General features: G+C 42.2%; 23 protein-coding genes. 10 read left to right on the top strand and 13 right to left on the bottom strand.

Features of this window, described 5'->3' with window-relative positions; translation table 11 throughout:
- Nucleotides 1–47: 47 nt before the first annotated feature.
- From AB5N96_RS04465 to AB5N96_RS04455, 3 genes are all read right to left on the bottom strand, one after another.
- Entirely contained in the window at nt 48–1,688 is a 1,641-nt protein-coding gene (locus AB5N96_RS04465; RefSeq protein ID WP_499704771.1) for a thiamine pyrophosphate-binding protein, read from the bottom strand.
- 15 nt (nt 1,689–1,703) lie between these two features.
- Entirely contained in the window at nt 1,704–4,475 is a 2,772-nt protein-coding gene (locus AB5N96_RS04460; RefSeq protein ID WP_499704770.1) for a bifunctional diguanylate cyclase/phosphodiesterase, read from the bottom strand.
- Between the two features lie 353 nt (nt 4,476–4,828).
- The gene (locus AB5N96_RS04455) at nt 4,829–5,269 is read right to left on the bottom strand and encodes a MarR family winged helix-turn-helix transcriptional regulator (protein ID WP_499704769.1); all 441 of its coding nucleotides are present in this window, start codon (nt 5,267–5,269) and stop codon (nt 4,829–4,831) included.
- Between the two features lie 103 nt (nt 5,270–5,372).
- On the opposite strand from AB5N96_RS04455, the gene AB5N96_RS04450 reads away from it, so the two are divergent.
- From AB5N96_RS04450 to AB5N96_RS04430, 5 genes are all read left to right on the top strand, one after another.
- On the top strand, nt 5,373–5,789 hold the full coding sequence (locus AB5N96_RS04450) for an Ohr family peroxiredoxin (RefSeq protein ID WP_499704768.1): 417 nt from the start codon (nt 5,373–5,375) through the stop codon (nt 5,787–5,789).
- Between the two features lie 217 nt (nt 5,790–6,006).
- Complete coding sequence (locus AB5N96_RS04445) at nt 6,007–6,486, top strand: LytTR family DNA-binding domain-containing protein (protein WP_499704767.1); 480 nt, start codon at nt 6,007–6,009, stop codon at nt 6,484–6,486.
- Complete coding sequence (locus AB5N96_RS04440; protein ID WP_499704766.1) at nt 6,476–6,889, top strand: DUF3021 domain-containing protein; 414 nt, start codon at nt 6,476–6,478, stop codon at nt 6,887–6,889. Before AB5N96_RS04445 ends, AB5N96_RS04440 begins: the two co-directional genes overlap by 11 nt.
- A gap of 12 nt (nt 6,890–6,901) precedes the next feature.
- Nucleotides 6,902–7,831 (top strand): ABC transporter ATP-binding protein, encoded by a 930-nt coding sequence (locus AB5N96_RS04435; protein ID WP_499704765.1) that lies wholly within the window; start codon nt 6,902–6,904, stop codon nt 7,829–7,831.
- On the top strand, nt 7,828–8,571 hold the full coding sequence (locus tag AB5N96_RS04430; RefSeq protein ID WP_499704764.1) for an ABC transporter permease: 744 nt from the start codon (nt 7,828–7,830) through the stop codon (nt 8,569–8,571). Before AB5N96_RS04435 ends, AB5N96_RS04430 begins: the two co-directional genes overlap by 4 nt.
- A gap of 78 nt (nt 8,572–8,649) precedes the next feature.
- On the opposite strand, the gene AB5N96_RS04425 is transcribed toward AB5N96_RS04430, so the two are convergent.
- Entirely contained in the window at nt 8,650–9,432 is a 783-nt protein-coding gene (locus tag AB5N96_RS04425) for an SDR family NAD(P)-dependent oxidoreductase (protein ID WP_499704763.1), read from the bottom strand.
- A gap of 189 nt (nt 9,433–9,621) precedes the next feature.
- Here AB5N96_RS04425 and AB5N96_RS04420 point away from each other — a divergent pair, with 189 nt between their 5' ends.
- The gene (locus tag AB5N96_RS04420; RefSeq protein WP_499704762.1) at nt 9,622–10,026 is read left to right on the top strand and encodes a GNAT family N-acetyltransferase; all 405 of its coding nucleotides are present in this window, start codon (nt 9,622–9,624) and stop codon (nt 10,024–10,026) included.
- A gap of 74 nt (nt 10,027–10,100) precedes the next feature.
- Nucleotides 10,101–10,553, top strand: a complete 453-nt coding sequence (locus AB5N96_RS04415; RefSeq protein ID WP_499704761.1) for a hypothetical protein — start codon at nt 10,101–10,103, stop codon at nt 10,551–10,553.
- A 55-nt stretch (nt 10,554–10,608) separates the two neighbouring features.
- Here AB5N96_RS04415 and AB5N96_RS04410 read toward each other — a convergent pair whose 3' ends face one another.
- Nucleotides 10,609–11,367, bottom strand: coding sequence for an SDR family oxidoreductase (locus AB5N96_RS04410; protein ID WP_499704760.1), 759 nt, complete (start codon nt 11,365–11,367; stop codon nt 10,609–10,611).
- 158 nt (nt 11,368–11,525) lie between these two features.
- Between AB5N96_RS04410 and AB5N96_RS04405 the strand changes: the two genes are divergently transcribed.
- The 3 genes from AB5N96_RS04405 (at nt 11,526) to AB5N96_RS04395 (ending at nt 13,382) form a co-directional block, all read left to right on the top strand.
- On the top strand, nt 11,526–12,101 hold the full coding sequence (locus AB5N96_RS04405; protein ID WP_204590018.1) for a TetR/AcrR family transcriptional regulator: 576 nt from the start codon (nt 11,526–11,528) through the stop codon (nt 12,099–12,101).
- A 48-nt stretch (nt 12,102–12,149) separates the two neighbouring features.
- Nucleotides 12,150–12,470, top strand: coding sequence for an NUDIX hydrolase (locus AB5N96_RS04400; RefSeq protein WP_499704759.1), 321 nt, complete (start codon nt 12,150–12,152; stop codon nt 12,468–12,470).
- A gap of 84 nt (nt 12,471–12,554) precedes the next feature.
- Nucleotides 12,555–13,382, top strand: a complete 828-nt coding sequence (locus AB5N96_RS04395) for a GNAT family N-acetyltransferase (protein ID WP_499704758.1) — start codon at nt 12,555–12,557, stop codon at nt 13,380–13,382.
- A 30-nt stretch (nt 13,383–13,412) separates the two neighbouring features.
- Here the strand turns inward: AB5N96_RS04395 and AB5N96_RS04390 are convergent, their stop codons facing one another.
- The 8 genes from AB5N96_RS04390 to AB5N96_RS04355 all read right to left on the bottom strand — a co-directional run bounded on the left by AB5N96_RS04390 (nt 13,413) and on the right by AB5N96_RS04355 (nt 19,568).
- Nucleotides 13,413–13,580, bottom strand: coding sequence for a hypothetical protein (locus tag AB5N96_RS04390; protein ID WP_499704757.1), 168 nt, complete (start codon nt 13,578–13,580; stop codon nt 13,413–13,415).
- Between the two features lie 344 nt (nt 13,581–13,924).
- Entirely contained in the window at nt 13,925–14,167 is a 243-nt protein-coding gene (locus AB5N96_RS04385) for a hypothetical protein (RefSeq protein ID WP_499704755.1), read from the bottom strand.
- Nucleotides 14,168–14,354: 187 nt separating this feature from the next.
- Entirely contained in the window at nt 14,355–14,699 is a 345-nt protein-coding gene (locus AB5N96_RS04380) for a DUF2178 domain-containing protein (RefSeq protein WP_499704754.1), read from the bottom strand.
- Complete coding sequence (locus AB5N96_RS04375) at nt 14,696–14,929, bottom strand: helix-turn-helix transcriptional regulator (protein ID WP_204590024.1); 234 nt, start codon at nt 14,927–14,929, stop codon at nt 14,696–14,698. The genes AB5N96_RS04380 and AB5N96_RS04375 overlap by 4 nt, the downstream gene beginning before the upstream one ends.
- Before the next feature lie 122 nt (nt 14,930–15,051).
- A complete protein-coding gene (locus AB5N96_RS04370) occupies nt 15,052–15,372 on the bottom strand; it encodes a DUF3784 domain-containing protein (protein ID WP_499704753.1) in 321 nt (106 codons plus the stop codon).
- Between the two features lie 236 nt (nt 15,373–15,608).
- Nucleotides 15,609–18,035, bottom strand: coding sequence for a DEAD/DEAH box helicase family protein (locus AB5N96_RS04365; protein ID WP_499704752.1), 2,427 nt, complete (start codon nt 18,033–18,035; stop codon nt 15,609–15,611).
- Nucleotides 18,028–18,354 (bottom strand): nucleoside triphosphate pyrophosphohydrolase, encoded by a 327-nt coding sequence (locus AB5N96_RS04360; RefSeq protein WP_499704751.1) that lies wholly within the window; start codon nt 18,352–18,354, stop codon nt 18,028–18,030. Before AB5N96_RS04360 ends, AB5N96_RS04365 begins: the two co-directional genes overlap by 8 nt.
- A 14-nt stretch (nt 18,355–18,368) precedes the next feature.
- On the bottom strand, nt 18,369–19,568 hold the full coding sequence (locus AB5N96_RS04355; protein WP_499704750.1) for a sigma-70 family RNA polymerase sigma factor: 1,200 nt from the start codon (nt 19,566–19,568) through the stop codon (nt 18,369–18,371).
- Between the last annotated feature and the right edge of the window lie 30 nt (nt 19,569–19,598).

The following is a 19,598-nucleotide window of genomic DNA, read 5'->3' as shown; positions in this document are numbered from 1 at the left end:
ACATAAAATCCCTGACTCAGCGACGAGTCAGGGATATTTATATGTTTTTATTTACCGAAAGAAGACAAGAACTTCACGCGGTCGCCCATGGGTGGTGTGCTATTGTCTTGTAAAAAGACTTCAAGCACTGCAGGCCCTCCGTGATTCAACAGTTCATTCACTTTTTCAGGTGTAAAGTCGGTCATCTCCGTCACGCGGTGATTTGGAATGCCCATGGCAGCTGCCATTGCACTGATATTCACAGGCTCTTGTTCAAATGACGTATGCGTACGTTTGAACTGCAGGTTGTGCCCGTGATACACCATACCAAGGCGTGCATTGTTCATGATGACAAACAGAATTGGCAAGTTGTGTTCTTTTGCCGTCAACAATTCCATTCCATGCATGAAGAAGCAACCGTCACCCGTGATGCAGACGACAGGACGTTCTGGTTCTGCAAGCTTTGAGCCGATTGCCGAACCGATTCCGCTTCCCATCGCACCAAAGTGAACATTAATTTCATACGTATACGACTCTTTTACTTGATGGTGATTGATCATATAAGACATGAATTCGCCGATATCGATTGTGTAGCGTGTCGATGCAGGTAGCGCTTCTTGAAGAGCGATTAACACGTTCTTTGTCGTGTAGTCGTCTCCTCCTGTTGATGGGGCTTGCTTGTTCACAGATAAACTAGTTGTACTATCTTGTTTCTTCGCTTTTACAGCTTCCACAAGAGCAGGAACACTTAATGTGATATCCCCGAGCAAAGCTTCGTCGACTTCATACTTACGATTGAAAACCGACGCATCAAAATCGAGTTGGACAGTGAAACGGTCTGCAGTAATGGATGCATTGTAATTGTTCGTCGCGGTCTCACCAAGGCTTGACCCGATGATCAGTGCGACATTGCGTGCATTTCCTGAAGCAACTAGCTCAGAAGCCGCTTCATGTCCTGCAAAACCGTACACACCAACCAGAAGTGGGTGATCCGTTGGAATATAGCCTTTTGCTTGAGGAGTCGTCACGATTGGCCAACCCAGTGTTTCCGCAAGCTCAAGTACAGAATCAACAGCCCCACGGATTCCTTGTCCAGCCAAGATATAGCCAGTATCACGTGCAATCAATTCATCTGCCACGCGAGCTAAAGTCTCTGCCTCTGGTGTAATCAAACTGCGTTTTGCAGGAGCAGGAAGTGTCGCGTCTGGAACTTGCTGGTGCTGCACATCGATTGGAAGTGCTACGTGTACAGGACCAGGTACACCAGAAAGTGCGATTTCTACAGCTTTTGTGATTTCAGCCACGACATCTTTCACGTCGTTTACAGCTACACTATATTTTGTGACAGGTTGGAAGATAGGAGCAGCATCCAATTCCTGCGAAGCATTTAAACCGATTGTACTGACGGGAACTGCGCCTGTTAAAAACACAACAGGAAGGTGTTCACGCATCGCATTCGCCGCACCTGTCACGAGGTTTGTTCCACCTGGACCACTACATGCAATGGCGACACTTAAATGATTCGTATACTTTGCGTAAGCGGCAGCCATGTACCCGGCAGCGCCTTCGTGTTTTGTGACGACTGGCGTGATGTCATCCATTTGTGTCAACTCATCAAAGAAGGCATTGACCGAACCGGCCGGAATTCCAAAGATGTGGTTAACCCCATTTTGTTTCAAATACTCTAATACGAGACGTGCTGCTTTCATCATCGATCTCCTCACTTATACGTATTTGCTCGTTAAAGTCTCTGCGTCGAGTGGACGACTGAAATAATACCCTTGCATCAAAACGCAGTCTTGTTCAAGTAGATAGTCCGCTTGCTCTTTCGTTTCTACACCTTCTGCGATAACTTCCAAGTTCAAGTTCTTGGCAAGTGTAATGATCGTATTCGTAATGGCGGCATCATCGACTAACATCTGGTCGACAAAGGACTTATCGATCTTTAACTTGGAAATTGGCAAGTTGCGCAAATACCCAAGAGATGAATACCCTGTTCCGAAGTCATCAATCGCAATCTTGATGCCATATTCTTTCAGTTGTTTCATTGTTTCGAGCGTTAATTCAGTATTTTTCACAATCAGGTTTTCTGTCAGTTCAAGCTCGAGAAAACTTGGATCAAGACTGGTCTCGTTCAAAATCTTCTTAATACTGCCAAATAGATCCGTTTGCTCAAATTGGTGAACTGATAAGTTTACAGATAAACGTGGTAATGCAAAGCCTTCATCATGCCATTTTTTTAATTGCTGACATGCACGGCGAAGCACCCAATCCCCAATCTGTACAATCAAACCCGTTTCTTCTGCAAGCGGAATAAACCGGTCTGGTGGAATCAAACCATACTCGGCATGTTTCCAACGCAATAAGGCTTCCACACCGACGATTTCATTATTGCGGTAGTCGATTTGTGGCTGATAATGAATGAACAGTTCTTCTTTTTCTATGGCCCGGTACAAATCGTTTTCGAGCTTAATAGATTCATACGAGCGAATGTCCATTTCTTCACTAAAGAAGTGGAAGCTCGTACCTGGCCGCTCTTTGGACCTGTACATCGCCGTATCCGCATTTTTAATCAGAATTTCTGCCGTATCCCCGTTTTCTGGGAATAAGGCAATGCCGATACTCGTCTTAATATGCATTTCGTGTTCGTTGAGTTTAAACGAATCGACGAATACAGCATTAATGCATTTAATGACTTTTAAAATATCACTGTCTTCTTTGACGTTCGGTAAGAAAATCGTAAATTCATCGCCACCTTGGCGGGAGACCGTAGCCCCTTCTGGAACACAAGTCATTAGACGCTGTGCTACTTCTTTTAACAGCAAGTCACCATAACTGTGACCAAGCGAGTCATTGACTAGTTTGAAACGGTCGAGGTCTAAAAAAAGAACCGCTGCTTTTTCTCCGTTTTTCTTTGCATACTTCAAGCCCTGCGTCAGGCGATCCATCAACAAGACACGGTTTGGTAGGTCAGTGAGACTATCAAAATACGCATAGTATTTGATTTTCTCCTCAAGCTGTTTACGCTGTGTGATGTCTTTGAATGTGACAACTTCACCGACCACTTTGTCATTCTCTTTGATAAGTGACGTTACATATTCTACAGGGAATCGAGAACAATCTTTTCTATAAAATTCTTGGTACTCTTCAAAGTACGTATCAGGGTAAGCGGATGCGTTTTCCGAACGTTCCATCACTTTGCCGTTCGTAATAATTTTCACGGGTTTCCCGATCAGTTCACTTTCCGACGAATAGCCAAGCATCGTAGCACCTGCAGGGTTACAGAATGTGATATTCCGGTGTAAATCTAAACCGAAGATGCCCTCTCCAGCTGAATTCAAAATCAATTCTTTTTCCCGACTCAAATGTTTGAGTTCAGACACCACTTCTTCAAGTTCTTTGTTTTTCTCAAGAACTTCCGATGTGCGCTCTTCAATCAAGATTTCTTGCTTCTCCATATAAAGTAAGTGAGACAAGGCGGAAGCTGTCGTATCGATAATGGATTGAGCCAGTTGCAGTTGCGTCTCATTGTATGGTGGGACATTATCTTCTAGTGTGACAACTGAGATTTGCCCTAACACCTCTCCCATTGTAATGAGAGGGAACATGACAAGGCCGCGGATTCCAAAATTTCTACAGACATCATGGTTGGGTCGATCATCAATCGAGACATCGGGAATGTAGATGTACGCTTTCTTTTCAATGACTTCTTGCATTAGAACGTCATTACTGTCATCGACATCCAATTCATTATGAGTTTCAAGCCATTTTTCTTCGGTCCAGTCACTTTCTTTACTAAGTTTAGCTGGTTTGATTCGTTTTTTAGCTATTGGGTCGAATAGATGAACGCCGATGTTTGGATTGTTTAAGACTTTTTGAATATAGAAGAAGCAGCTATCAAAACATTCTTGAAGGGTGGTATACATCGATAAGTCTTTCGAGACGTCAAGAAGCAACTGCTTTTCGTTCAGCAGCATCTCTTTACGCGTCAAATTTGATGCATTTTGGATAGCTACAGCCGCCATGTTGACGTAGGCTTCTACCGCTTGGATTTCATCTTCTGTCAGATTCATAGGGATTCCATAATCAAATAGGAAGACAAGTCCAAAAAGTTCACCTTCGAATGAGATGGGGAGGGCAAGTAACGACTTGATTTGGAACGCTTCTACAGCTCGTGGGTCCGGTCGGTTGTCGCGCGAGGTGTCTGGAATATAAATTGTTTTTTTCGTTTCAATTACTTCTTTTGCCAACAGGTCATAGTCTGTGTCGATGACGTGCATATCTAAAGTACGGCCATTGATGACTTCTGGCTTCCCGACGTATCCTCGGAATGTGCCGTCTGGTTGGGGCATGTAGATACCGACTGAATCGCAGCGCATAATTTCTTCAGAGATGGCGAGTGTGACTTGTTCCATGACTTCACGCAAGTCGAGCTTCATGTTGATCATTTTCGTGATGTTGGCGAGACGAGAATACCTCGAGTGGTCTTGTGACATGTTACGAACCTCCTAACAGTTTCAGAATGAGTCTATGAGAGTGGCAACGATATGTATCATCTCTTTTATAGTAACAGGTAAAGTCGAAATTATTATACTATTATCAGAAAAAAATATGGTTATTTTGATACAAGAACACCACTTTCCGGTTTAAGGTCTAAATGACTATCCATAGACCTATAAAATAAAAAATATTTCGTAAAACGTAGAGCTAGGGACTTTCTTACTAGATTGATTAGTATGACTTTGCGAATAGGGAAATATAGAAGTTCCTATAAAAAAGTTCCCTGGGAAGATTTCATATCTTAAGTTAACTCTCGTTTTGAAAACTTCCCTGGGAAGAATAATAAAGATTAGCATGTCCCGTCACTTAACCCAAGCTTTATGGAAAGGTCAGTAAGCATTTTTTGATAAGCAGAGTACTGGTGTTCCGTGAGACCGAGAATCTCAGCAAGTTTTGCTGGAATATCCGCTGCATCATTTTTTAACGCGCGTCCAGTAGGTGTCAGTTGAATAACGAGTTGGCGTTCGTCGTGGGGATTTCGTGCTTTTTCGATGTACCCTTGTGAAATAAGTTTATTGACTAGCGGTGTAAGGGTACCTGAATCAAGATGGAGCCGTTCACCAATTTTTTTTAAAGATAGTTGATCGGTCTCCCACAGTACGAGCATCACAAGATATTGAGGATAGGTTAGCTGCAAAGGTTCGAGTAACGGCCGGTAGCGCTTGGTGATTTCTTTTGATACCGCATAAAACGGGAAGCAGAGTTGATTCGAAAGATGAAGAGCATCCATAAACCATTCCTCCTTGTGCAAATTAGTTGCAAGTGTTTTTTAGTTGTGTAAAATTAAATTGTGTACAACTTAATTATACCAAAAAATTAGAGGAGGAACCACTATGCAAAAACTATTTACATCAACTGCTACAGCTGTCGGAGGACGCCAAGGCCGCGTTGCTTCAGAGAGCGGAACATATGACTTGAATTTGGGAATGCCAATGCCAGGTGCAGACATGACAGGCAAGACGACACCTGAAGAATTGTTCGCAGGTGCTTACTCAGCTTGTTTTGACTCTGCATTGAATATTGTTGCGATGCAAAAGAAAGCACAGATCTCAGGTTCTGAAATCACGTCGCACGTATCGTTAAATAAAGGTGATGCGGGGTATCAATTATCAGTCGAAATGATTATCACTATCCAAGGGACGGATCAAGACACAGCAGAAATGTTGGTAGAAGAAGCACATAAAATCTGCCCATTTTCTAACGCAATCCGCAACAACGTCGATGTCGACTTTACAGTAAAAACAGCTTAATCTAATTTGATAAATGTAGACCCCTGGAGTTGTCTCACGCGCTAAGTAAACTTAGAAGTGACCCAACTCTAGGGGTCTTTTTTTTATATACTTGAATAGAAAGTTACGTTTCACACACCGAACGGGTCATGTTATGCACGATTTAAAGCATGTTGGCCCTATCTTTGTCGCCCGTTACATAAACTGACCTATACTATGAACAAGAAAGGGAGGCCCAATGAAAATCAAAATTGACATTGATCCTCAATATGAGGACACACCTGTGATTACCATCCAAGCCAATGAATGGACTGCCGAAGTGGAGGCAGTTGTACGCCACCTGAAAGAGTTGGAGAAATTAGACACTGCTCCGAAGCGACTCGTTGCTAGTGATGGTGAGCGGTCCATTATTTTGCAGCCGCACGATATTGATTTCGTATACTCAGCCAATCGTAAAGTGTTTGCCCAGACTGCTGAAGGAACATACGAACTCAAGTTGAAGCTGTATGAACTAGAAGAGTTTTTAGGGAACCATGGCTTTATTCGGTTCTCCAAATCCGTCATCGGAAACTTAGACTTGATTGATCGTTTCGAATTGTCCTTTAACGGCAATCTTTGTGTATTCTTCAAGTCTGGTAATAAAGAATATGTGACACGAAGCTACGTGCACCATCTACGTAACCAACTTGTCGAAGGAGGTGGAAGTCGTGATAAGTAAGTTGATGATTCGAATCTTTGGAGGGTTTGGGGTTGGTGGACTGCTGACACTGCTTGTGATCGTCTTTCTTTACGACAGCACAGATGAAGTTTCAACAAGACTGATTGCATTAAACCTCTTTGGAAGCATGTTGATTGGTGCTTATTTTAGTGTTTCTGCCCTGTTATTTGAGGTTGAGGAATGGAGTATGTTAAAGCAGACCTTTGTTCACTATACAGCTTCACTTATCGTGTTGTTCCCTGTCTTCACATGGCTGACTGGCTGGATTCCACTAAACCCACAATCACTTGTCATTGGGTGGTTATTTTTCACAGGCACCTACATTCTGAACTGGTTCGGCTGGTACAACTATTTCAAACAGCTAGAAAGACGCATGAATCAGTCTCTTCAAAAACGTAGATAGGGAGGAAGTTGAATGATTCACATCCAAAACGTGAAGAAAAGCTACGGTACACACTGTGCTCTTCAAGACGTGGAACTGACAATCGCAAAAGGAAGTTGCTTCGGTTTGGTCGGGCCAAATGGTGCAGGGAAGTCGACACTGATGAAAATCTTAGTCGGGATTCTAGAAGAGTACGAAGGCGAAGTACTGCTCGATAACGCCACATTTCATCATAATCGCTTAGCTATCAAACGTCGGATTGGCTATGTACCTCAAGACATATGCTTAGAGGAAACGCTGACAGCACGAGATAACCTGCTCTTATTTGGAAGACTGTATGGACTCCCGAAAGCTCAAGTGTCCAAACGTATCAAAGAAGTACTTCGTCAAATCGGATTAGAAGAACGTGAAAAGTCCGTTGTTTCCACATTTTCGGGTGGAATGAAGCGCCGTTTAAATATTGGCTGTGCGTTGTTGCATGACCCAGACATCATTATCTTAGATGAACCGACTGTCGGCGTGGATCCGCAGTCTCGTCGAGCGATATTTGAGTTGATCCATTCGTTGAAAAAAGAAGGCAAGACATTGATTTATTCTAGTCATTATATGGAAGAGGTCGAGCAACTCTGTGATGCGATCGGATTCATTGATCAAGGGAAGGTTGTAGAGCATGGGCCTATGCAGGAAGTGTTGGCACGTCACCATCATTCATCGATTTATGTTGAAGGAAAACAAGTAACTGCTGAAGTGTTGCAAGGGTTTCCTTCACTCAAGGAACAAGGTGCAGGGTTCAGTATTGTCAGCAATGAGCCTCTGGAAACTTTAGAGCAGCTTGCACGTTCGTTTGCTTCACAAGCCGTCTTGCCCGAGCGTTTAGAGCTCAGCCAAGCACGACTAGAAGATATTTTCATTCGCTTAACAGGAACATCCTTACGAGATACGGGAATGGAGGGGGCATCATGACAGCCATTGCTCTTTTAGAATTGAAAAAGAAGACGAAAGACAAAGGATTATGGTTTTGGACATTCCTACTGCCAGTTATTTTCATTGTAGGGTTTATCACGCTTTTTGGAGAAAGCATGGGGGCGGAACCTGAGCAGTTAGTAGTTCAAATAGTTCCGGGCTACACAGTGATGTTTTCGTTCTATATCATGATTTCTATCGTTGTTGCATTCATCAAAGACCGAGATAGCGGAATGGCTGCTCGACTTGCGAGTACACCTATCCGCCGCCTCGACTACTTTGCAGGAAAGTGGTTGCCGTTTGTTGCGGTTGTGTTGCTTCAAATCGTTGTATTGTTCACGTTTGGCGTAGTGGTATATGACTTGCCTCTTGGTGACCCTCTTTCTCTTCTAGCACTTTCTATAGGGCTTGCTTTTGTAGCGACAGGTTGTGGGATGGCCATGGCCGTGCTAGCAAAAACAGAAAATATGGGAATCGCGTTGACTCAGGTCATTGCACTTGGGGGAGCGATGCTTGGGGGTCTTTGGATGCCTGTAGAGTTTATGCCCGACGTCATGCAAAACATCGCGCATTTTTTACCACATTACTGGGCACTTGAAGGGTATAAGACAGTGATTCTCGACAACGGTACGCTTATGGACGTATGGCAGTCGCTTGCAGTCCTCGTCGGATTTGGAATTGCCTGTATTACACTAGCTCTACTTGCCTATCCGCGTTACTTGAGGGAAGCGAAGAGTTAATGAAACTTAGACCCCTGGGGTTGTCTCATGACTAAGTAAGTATCCTTAGTGTTTGAGACAAATCCAGGGGTCATTTTTTTATAGAGCGTTTCCGGAACCACCGTCAATGTTGACAGCCGTGCCCGTCACGTAAGAAGCAGCGTCTGATACGAGGAACGTGATGACGTTAGAAGCTTCCTGAGTGTCACCGATCCGGCCGAGCGGGATGCCTTTACCGGTCTCATGCGAGAACTCATCCCACGTGAGGTCTGGGCGATTGTTTTGCCACATTTTTTCAATTTGGTCACTGCGAATCAAACCGATACATACAGCGTTCACGCGAATGTTATGCTTGCCAAGATCTTTACTCATCGCCTGTGTCAATGCAAGACCGGCTGAACGACTGACGGAAGATGGGAGACTGCTTGCTGGAGGCGTCTTTGCTACGACTGCTGCCAAATTGACGATAGCCCCGCCTCCTTGTTCTTTCATGTGTGGGATTGCGTAACGGGAACAGTGGATAGTTCCACCAAGCTTAAGGTCCAAGTCATTCTGCCACGCTTCACCGTCGACATCTTCAAACGCCTTTGCCGCTGCAGTACCTGCGTTGTTAACTAAAATATGTAACTTCCCAAAGTGTGCGACTGCCTCGTCCACTGCACGTTTACACTCACTTTCTTGCGAGACATCCGCTGAAATAGTAAGTACCTCACGCCCTGTCTTCTCCTTAATTTCGTCCTTGGCTTTCTGCAAATGTTCTTCGCTACGTGCGACGATTGCGACATGCGCACCTTCAGCAGAAAGATCAAGAGCTGTCTGGAATCCAATACCTTTACTACCACCCGTAATGAGTGCCACTTTATCTGTCAGTCCTAAATTCATGATGAGCCTCCTTGAATTGTTTGATTACTTAGATAATAGCATACTTATTTGAGGAATAGGGTCGACAAGGAATTGCTGTATGGTAACATAAGGAAAACAAACGATTTAACAAGAAAGTAGGAGAATTTATGTTGTTGTACAATTGATTCCCACTCGTTTTCAGAGGCCAATGAAAAGGAGAGAGAAACAATGAGCTATTCTACAAATGTCGATGCACTACAACCCGAGCAGCTCGCGGAATTCTTTGAGGGATGGCCGAACCCGCCGAGCGCGGAAACACACGTGAAGCTCTTACAAAACAGTAGCCATGCCGTGATCGCAATCGAACCGGATACAAACCGCGTGGTTGGCTTCATCACAGCCGTAAGTGACGGCGTATTGTCTGCCTATATTCCATTTCTAGAAGTGACTCCATCTTATAAAGACCAAGGGATTGGAAAAGAACTAGTGAAGCGAATGTTTGCAGAACTGCGTCACCTCTATATGATTGATTTAGCTTGCGACGATGATTTAGTCGCCTATTATGAAAAGTTCGGTATGGTGCGAGGGAATAGTATGCACATCCGAAATTATGACCGACAAGCAGGAAAATAAGAAAGCAGAGCGCCGAATCTTTTCGGGTTCGGTGCTTTTTATGAAAAGATATGGAGTAGCAAAGGAGAATGACGATGAAATTAACTAGTTTAAATGTGCACTATAGAGTTGGAGAGAACATAATTGAACTTCCTACAAAAATGAAGTTTACTCAAGTGGATGAAGAAGGAAAAAGAGCCATCCAGTTTGAAGTTCAGATAAATGAACAACATATACAATCGGAAGAACATGATTCTATGGAATACGCTGTAATGAAGTTACAAAAAGCACTTCCTAAAGTAGTGAATATAGCATGTTGTCTTTCTTGTCGTCACGGAAATTGTAATCCTTATGGAGACTTGGAAGATGAGATATTTTGTTTGAAAGATACAGTCATCGCAAGTCGTGAAGATGTTGTGGATTTCTTCTCGGAAGAAGTAGATCGATCGTCTAGGGCAAGAAACCTCTTGTACTACTGCAATCAGTACCAGCCTGTTAACTCAAATGAAAAGTATACGTATACTAATTGGCCAGAAGAAGAAATTTAAAAGTAAAAGACCAACCCCCAGAAAACCTCTGAAGGTTGGTGAAAGTGACTATAAATTAGTAAGCCGTCCAACCAGAATCTGCCGCAATGACTTGTCCGTTTACAAAGCTCGACTCGTCTGACCCTAAGAACACCGCAAGTTGCGCAATTTCTTCTGGTTTGCCCATGCGCGGGTTGATAGCCATTCCAAGTTGCTGACGACCCATTCCGTACTCGCTCAAGCTTGTCATCGAAGAGCCGATATTAGTCTCGACGCCACCGGGAGCGATTCCATTGCACCGAATGTTTTTATTCGCATACATAAATGCTGTATTTTTCGTTAGACCAACGACCGCATGTTTCGATGCCACATAAGCAGCCCCAGCACGTGCTCCGTACAATCCGCCGACTGAACTATTGTTAATGATTACACCATGACCGCGTTCTAAGAAGTGGTTCACTGCTAGACGAGATGCCCGCATGACAGCTGTCGTGTTGACTGCGAATACGCGATCCCACCGTGCGTCTTCAATTTCCCCAACAGGTTCCATGCCATCCATGATGCCCGCGTTGTTCACGAGAATATCAAGATGCCCATAGTTCGCAACGGTTTCTTCGAACAATTTATCCAGATCTGCACTCTCTGCCACGTTCGTTTGAATCGAAAATGCTTCGCCACCATTGTCTTGAATCGCTTTCGCTACTACCTCAGCACCTTCACCATTCAAATCCGAGACTACGACTTTTGCTCCTTGTTTTGCATACGCTTCCGCAATCGCTTTTCCCATTCCGGAAGCTGCGCCTGTTACAATGGCCACTTTGTCTTTTAAACGCATGTATGTGTCCTCCCCAGTCTTATTTTAAGATAATTATTGAACACCTGTTTAATAAAAAGTATACTAGGAACAATAAATTGCCACAATAATCAAAAAATAAGATTCTGTTTACTAATGAACAAAACGCATAAATGTGTCGAGGAGGAAGTGAACAAAAAATGAAAACGGATCTACGTGTTCTCAAAACAAAAGATGCCTTGCATGCAGGACTAGTTGCATTGTTAAAAACAAAGCCGCTCGAAAAAATTACCATCACAGAACTTTGCCAACAAGCCAAGATTAACCGCGGAACGTTTTATCTTCATTACCAAGAAATCAATGATGTGTTCGAGGAATACTTCCGGGAAATCACAGCGGACCTCGCAAAATCCTATGAAGAGCCGTACCGCCATGTATCTGTCTTGAAGACATCAGAATTGGATCCGTCCACTATCCGGATTTTCCATCACATTAAGAACTACGAATCTTTTTATGCAATTGTATTGTCTAAACGAGTGCCTCTTTTGTATTACTACCTGCTGTTTGATGAAGTACGGACCTTATTTTTAAATGACCATGCGACTTCCTGGAATCAGCCCGAGATTCAACGAGATTTGTATTGTGCCTATCAAGCGAATGCGATCATCGGGATGATTTTGCACTGGTATCAACATGGTTTCGAAGCATCTGCCCAGGAAATGAACGAACAACTCGTGAAAATCATTAATTTACAACCAGCCAATTTAAATGACTAGTTGTTCCACGGGGAACTTGAGAACAGGTCATAGGAAAGGAGCGTTTATATGAAAAGCACACATAATGAATTTCAAATTATACTCGGAGACCCGATTCCGCAAGATGTAAAGGTTGTGACGCGCACTGGAGTCCGCGCCATTATCTGGAGTGGCCAAGACTTACTAATGATGAAATCAAACCGCGGAGACTACAAGTTTCCTAGGGGAGGTGTGGAAGCAGGAGAGAGTGACAAGCAGGCACTTGCACGAGAGCTGCTAGAAGAAACCGGGTATACAGATTTCGTGATTCGAGAACTCGCAGGACAGGCCATCCAAACGGACCCCGACCGAATCGAAAAAGGGGCTTGGTACCACCTTCGATCCCATTGACCCGTTCAAGAATTTTTATATCGAACGTGAAAACAGTGTTTTGCAAGAATTAGTAAGAGTGCAGCGAGTAAGGAGGGACACACCATGAGAACGCTGGAAGAATTAAAAGCCATCAAGACGTTGCAAAAAGTAGTGGAGGCTCATGACCACCTTGAGATGAAACTGAACTGGGAGATGCTCGAAGATAGAGAATCCAATGAGTATGATTTTCTCCACTATGAAAACGACGAACTCGTAGCCTTTCTTGGGCTCTATGGTTTTGGGTCTACTGTCGAAGTCACGGGGATGGTAAGGCCGAGGTCTCGTCGTGCGGGTCATTTTACACGCCTGTTTGATGAAGCAATGTTGACCGTATCGAAACTAGGATTCACAAAAGTCTTAATGAATGCACCAGCTTCTTCTGAAGCAGCAAAAGCATTCTTGCAAAAGAAAGGAGCTATCTACTCGTTCACTGAACATCAAATGCAGTGGCAGCCAGTGGAATTACCGGAAGCAACAGGGTTTACACTGCGACCTGCGGAAGACAGAGATAGAGAACTTCGTGTGCAAATGGATATCAAAGCATTCGGACTGACACGGGAAGATTCACTCGCAACAGAAGGACGCATCACTGCGGAACCGGACACAGATTTGTGGATGATTGATGTGGAAGGAGAGCCGGTTGGGAAAGTGCGCGTGAAGCGAGAGGAAGGCCAAGCGTGGATCTACGGGTTTGCAATTTTACCTGAACACCAAGGAAAAGGAATCGGCCGCAATGTCCTTCGCAGGGTTGTGAAAGACCAAAGTGAAGCAGGATACTCGGTCCATTTGGAGGTCGAAGCGACAAATGCGCATGCTCTGCGGTTATATGAATCTGTGGGATTTAAAGTCCACCATGCGCAGGACTATTATACATACAGTTCGAATAGTTAAAAAAGGTGTGCACATAGCGTACGCACCTTTTTACTGACTGTCTTTTGAAGACTTCTCTTCAGTTTCTGTAAAAATATAAAATATGGTCATTGCACTCAAGATCCAATAGCAGGCGACAGCAATCCAATTCTCAATGACTATCGATATCATGATAGCAGTGGCAACCATGAATAGTGCCAGCAGTAGCTTTTCGTTCATGTCTTCACCTCATCCAATTTATGTATAGTTAATCCTACCAATAAAATCCAAATTAATCCATCTGTTTCTATAAGGCACCAAGGCGAGCTATTGGTCCACCGCAAATCCCAATAAACCGATTCAATACAGTCATTTCAATGAAAATGACTATATTAAAAAAATCCCTATCCGCATTTAAAGAAAAATCAAATTATCAATGCACTTACACGTAACAGGGCCAAGACTTCGGGTATCGTCTGGCTCATCTATTACATGCGACTCCGTAAAGAGGCTGACGTGATTAACAAGGCTTTAAGCAATTAAAAAGAGAAGGCACCAACGCCTTCTCCCATATATATATTGAATTACGAGCCGGAGGTGTTGATTCCGCTTTGGTCAGGTTTTTTACCTTTACGAGCAACATCCTCTTTGCTCCATGTCACGTCGTCTGATGAATGGTTAGTGGAGTAGCTTGAAGAACTAATCTGACCGCCTTTTTCGTCAAGCTCCTCGTTAATTATCTGATCAGGATTGTACGAAGTGTCTTCGCCGACTTTGTGTTCGGCTTCTTCACGACGGATTTTCTGATCATCCTTTCGATTTGCCATGTACAATTCCTCCAATCCCTTAATTTGTGGTACACCTTATACATTCCCTTCGACTGTTACGAAAAACATTATACGTGAAGATGATACAAGAATGTAACCTATGAACTACTCGTCCATAGTTGGAGAAAATACTAAGACTATAAGGGTTATTCATGACAAGTCTACATATCCAACATGTTTTTTTAGATTACCCCGCAAACTCCCGCTTATATTGCATCGCCAAGTATACACCAGTCGCGACAAATGCCACCCCGTACTTGAGTACAAAGAAAATCGTCCACATTTCTTCTTTTGGCAGAATAAAATCCCCCAGAATCACCGCGCCTAGCAAGACGAACGTGCTCTTCAAATAAATTTGATTCGTCCGCTCATCAGGCTTCCCGATCCGATAATAGTAAACCGTGATAAGTGCGGCTCCCAAAAGTAAAACCCCTAAGCTCGCCATCAATACCATATTAAAATTCGCATTCGATTGCTCGGCCCAGTCCATCAGCGGAGAAAAAACAAATGCTCCTACGTGATCTATCCTCATTTCTCATCCATCCCCTTTACATACGTAAAAATATCCCCAATTTCCACCTTGAAAAAATCAGCAATCCGGAAAGCCAAGAGCAGCGACGGCACATAATTGCCTTTTTCCATAACAAAAATCGTCTGCTTCGATACCCCAACAGCCTTCCCAAGCTCTGCCTGCGTCAGTTTGGCAAGAACCCGGTGTTCATAGACCTTATTGGCAATCGAATCGCCCACCTCATTTTTCATCTGCTTCACCTCTTACTTTTGATAATAAAGTAAACTTATCAAAAAGTAAAGTAAACTTTAATCCTTTATATTTCCAATTTACTTTACGGTAAATAAAAATCCAGCTCGCAACTGAGCTGGATCTACTGCTGACGGAAACGATTCCCCGTATTTGAATACACAAGCGTAAAAACAATCAGTCCTATCATCAGCGCAATACCAATCCATAGCAGTGCGGGAATCTCTAGCCATTCACTTAGAGAGAGCAGTACCAAACTGAAGCAGATCCCGTACAGTGCTTTTCCCATAAATTTGCATAGCGCGACCTCATCATACTTCGCTTTTTCCTCTTTCGGCACCGTGTTGTAACCCGCAATCAGAAAAGCGCCTTTGCCTTGGGAGAGGTAGACGGCTAGGATGAGGAGGGGAATGATCAATAGAAGATTGAGTAAGGCTCCGGACATTTTGGGGCTCCTTTCTTTATTGGATGTATAACTTGTTTACGGAGCTTTTCGCTCATTGGTTTCAGTAATCATTTCAAGCCCAAGACCAAAAGCCAAACTTCTTTTAGAAGTTTAGCTTCTTCTTACTAACTTAATAGACTCTAGCATCCTCTCAAATAACAAGTATAGTATCTATATTAAATCTTAATTGTTTTTTAAGAATGTATTTAGCGAATAGTAGAAAGGGCATTATTAATCTAATTTAATCTTTTTGCCTTCCTCTCAAAATACGTATGCAATCGGTATTCGCAAATTTGACTTGTCCAATCGTAGAGAATTTCTAAATCTTCATCATGAATTTCTAAATCAATCCAAAAGATTTTGTCTTCAAACTTAACAAGTCCATTTGAGCTGCTACTCCAAAAATTCATTGGCATATTTTGAATAAGTGTTGCAATTTTTTTCTCATTGAAATTTGCAAAAGTAAGTTGTTGCTTTTCTGACATGTCAATATTTCTTCGGTATTTTTTACTCCAAATATAATCATAAAAACAAGAAGCTGCTTCAATAGCTTTAAATGGTTTGAACCAATCGTATACACCACGTGTTAGCATACACCTTAAAAGAACCATTTTGTAACTTTTGCTCATTCCTGTTCTTTCAACTTCAACAAACCAATCATTATATCGTCTTAGGACAATAAGTTCATGTTCAGTTAAATCGTTAGTTGCTTTTAACATATGAAAATAACTAGAATATTGATTTTTTATTTCAGATGAATCGACCTGAGAATTCAGATGAAATTCTAAATAAGTAGGCCTTCTTCCAAGGTCTGTTCGAATAATATGATCCTGAACTAATAAAAACTCCTTACCTCTTTGATATTTCTCGGTCATGTAATCAATAAGGTTGATAACTTGAGTATCTAAATTTATTTCACAATCTGTGGGTAGCATCTCGGAGATATGTTTTATACTTTCATCTAATGCGTGATCAGGATTAAAAACCCTCCACTTTAAATCTGCATTTTTATAGTTACCAATCAAATCGATAATCACGCAATGATCTTTTCCATCAGCCAGACGCAAACCACGTCCGATTTGTTGGGTGAAGACAGCGAGAGATTCGGTAGGCCGAACAAATAGAAGTGTATCTACCTTTGGGATATCTACCCCTTCATTGAAAAGGTCCACAGTAAAGATAATTTCGAGCTCTCCATCGTTTAACTTTTGTCGCGCACTTTTCCGTACATCTGGGTCCGACTTGGCATCTAGACTAATCGCATGAATGCCTTGTTGTTTGAAGTAATTTGCTAAAAACTGTGCTTGGCGAACGGAAGAACAGAACCCGATTGTACGCGTCTGCTTTTTTGATTGCCACTCTGAGAAAATCATTTCTGCCATCGACTCACGGAGCTGAACTCGAGCAAGATCTTCCTCCGCATAGCCAGTTCCAACCCAACGTAATTGACTATAATCCGTATCGTCATAAACTCCATAATACTTAAAAGGGGCCAGCCATTGTTTTTGAATGGCATCTAAGAAGTTAATGGTAATAGCGACATTCCCATCACAAATCCCGAATACATCACTATTGTCTAATCGGTGAGGTGTGGCAGTGATGCCTAATAAAAATCTAGGTTTGAAATGATTGATGATGCGCATATAACTTGGGGCTGTCGCGTGGTGGAACTCATCAACAACAATCAAATCAAATTCTTCGGATTGGAACTTAGCTAGATGGTGTTCTTGACTAAGTGTAGCCACTGATGCAAATAAGAAATCTACGTCTATGTCTTTGTGTGTTGCGTTGTAAAGTCCGGACTTCTTCGAATTATGAACATGTTGGAAAGAGTCACGTGCTTGATACAAAATTTCTTCTCTATGTGCAACGAAGAGAACACGTTTGAAACGGTCCGCGAAAAAAGCAGCAAGATACGTCTTGCCTAAACCCGTCGCCATAACGGCAAGAGCCTTATCGTACTCTTCCTCCATTGACTCCTCCAGAGCTTTCAACGCCAATTCCTGTGCTGGACGGGGAGTGACATCTGTTGAATAAATTTCGTTCGTTTCAATCAAGACAGGCTCATGATCTGTCCCGTCTGTTCCAAACATCACTTCAATCTCATCTTGCTTTGCCCAGAGAGAACTGAGTGGCATAGCCTTATTGTTTTCGCTGTACTTAGCTTCATATAAAAGAAGAGTTTCAGAATTCACAGGTAGAGTTTGAGGGTGATAAAACAGACGCATAAACTCAGTTGCAGCTTCTTCAAAGAGTGGTTCTTCAAGTGGTGTTGGCACAGATAGACTCCATTCAATTCCGTTTGTAAGCGCAGATTTTGAAAGGTTGGAAGATCCAACGATCAATGTATTCTCTGTAGTATTTCGGAACAAGTACGCTTTTGGGTGAAAGGAAAGTCCATGACTCTGATAAATGCGTACTTCTGCTTCTGGCACTGCATCAATTAACCGTCGCAAAGCTTCTGGCTGCGTAATGGATAAATAATCGCCTACTAAAAGTTTAATGTCTGCTCCACGCTTTGCGGCATCTACTAAACTAGGAAGTACCAGGTCCACACCCGACTTCATTGCAAATGCAGTAATCCAGTAGACAGTCGTAGCTTGTTCTAATTCCTGTTCCAAATTTGAGACTAGGTTCTCTGTGATGAACCGAATCTCAGTCATCATGCACCTCGATCAAATAAATCCCTTTATCAAACCCGCCTCGTTTTTCTTTCTTCTTCATGCGTACTTCTTCCAACTGTTCGTATGTTGCATTATGTAGCGGAAGAGCAGCGTGAACCAACTCCAGAATATCTGCCAGTTCTTCTAGTGCATCATGGTCGTTTTGAGTTGCTTGGTACTCGTGGACTTCTTCAGTGAGTTTCGCTTTTATCTCTTCCTCGTGACGTTCTTTTGATAGGATTTCCATATCATAAGTTTTGCCGTCTATTTCGATGATTTCTAAGATTCGGTCTCGGATAAGTTTGTTGTAAATGGGCATGGGATGACCTCGCTTTATTCAATAAAATCAACTAACAACTTACTTCTTGAAGGGTGCTGCAACTTTCTCAGGGCTTTTGCTTCAATTTGTCGAATACGCTCGCGCGTGACTCCGAATATCTTTCCTACTTCTTCGAGAGTTTTGGGTTCTCCACCATCAAGTCCAAAACGACTAATGATTACCTCACGTTCACGGTCTTTTAAATCGCTCATCACTCGTATTAACTCTTCTGTTAATGCTTTTTGTTCGATTGTACGTTCAGCATCAAAATATTGAATAATATCGTGACTTAGAAGAATATTGTCGGCTGAGTCCAGATTGATAAAATCCATCAGTTCTGCATCCTCTGATTCACCAATTACTTGATTTAGAGATACATCATGTAAAAAATTATTCTCGATTGTTTTAAGTTTATAATATTGCTCTCTAGATATTTCTTGAGATTCAAGATATTCATATAGGTCTTCGGCTTCGGGATTAACTAAAAATTCACGTTCAATCCTGCGCATTTTATTGATTTTTTCAAACATATGAACAGGAATACGGATGATATTTGATTTATCAGCGATTGCTCGAGTTATTGATTGTCTAATCCAATGTGTGGCATAGGTAGAGAAGTGAAAACCTCTGGTAACATCGAACCGATCGATGGCTTTCAACAATCCTAAATTACCTTCATTCACCAAGTCTTCGTGAGTAAGAGCTTTACCGGCAATTCCTTGGTATCTGATAGCAATTTTATTCACTAGATTTTGATTATTCTCTACTAATTTTTCAACAATCTCATCATGTCTTTCAGGGGACTCTACTAAATACTCAAACAGTTCACCATTTTGTCGGTATGAAGTAAATAAACTTACATCTTCAACTTTCTTTAAAAATTCTTCTGACTCTAAAAATTGATTGAGATCGAAGTCGTTCTCCTGTGTTTCCGCAACATCTTCTACAATTGTCACAGCTATTTCTTCGTCCTGTTTGTGACTAGATTGAACTTCAGCAATCGCTTCAAACTTATTTGATTTATCAGAAATTTCATATGAAAAAAAGGAGTACCCTTTACTTATTAAATAAGTTTCTAAGTATTTTTTATCAATGGGCTCAGTTACCTCTAAAATTTGCATCAACTTTAGTGAAATCTCTGGAATATTAATCATTTGAGATTTGTCTGGATAATCAGAGTCCAATAATTTAATTATCTTATTGATCAATTCCATAAACTCACCTTATCTATATGTGAAATTTTT

It is taken from the genome of Chryseomicrobium imtechense (assembly GCF_041475995.1).
GTDB classification, from domain to species: domain Bacteria; phylum Bacillota; class Bacilli; order Bacillales_A; family Planococcaceae; genus Chryseomicrobium; species Chryseomicrobium aureum.
The sequence above is the reverse complement of the archived record's forward strand: the minus strand, read 5'-3'. Positions and strand labels throughout refer to the sequence as shown.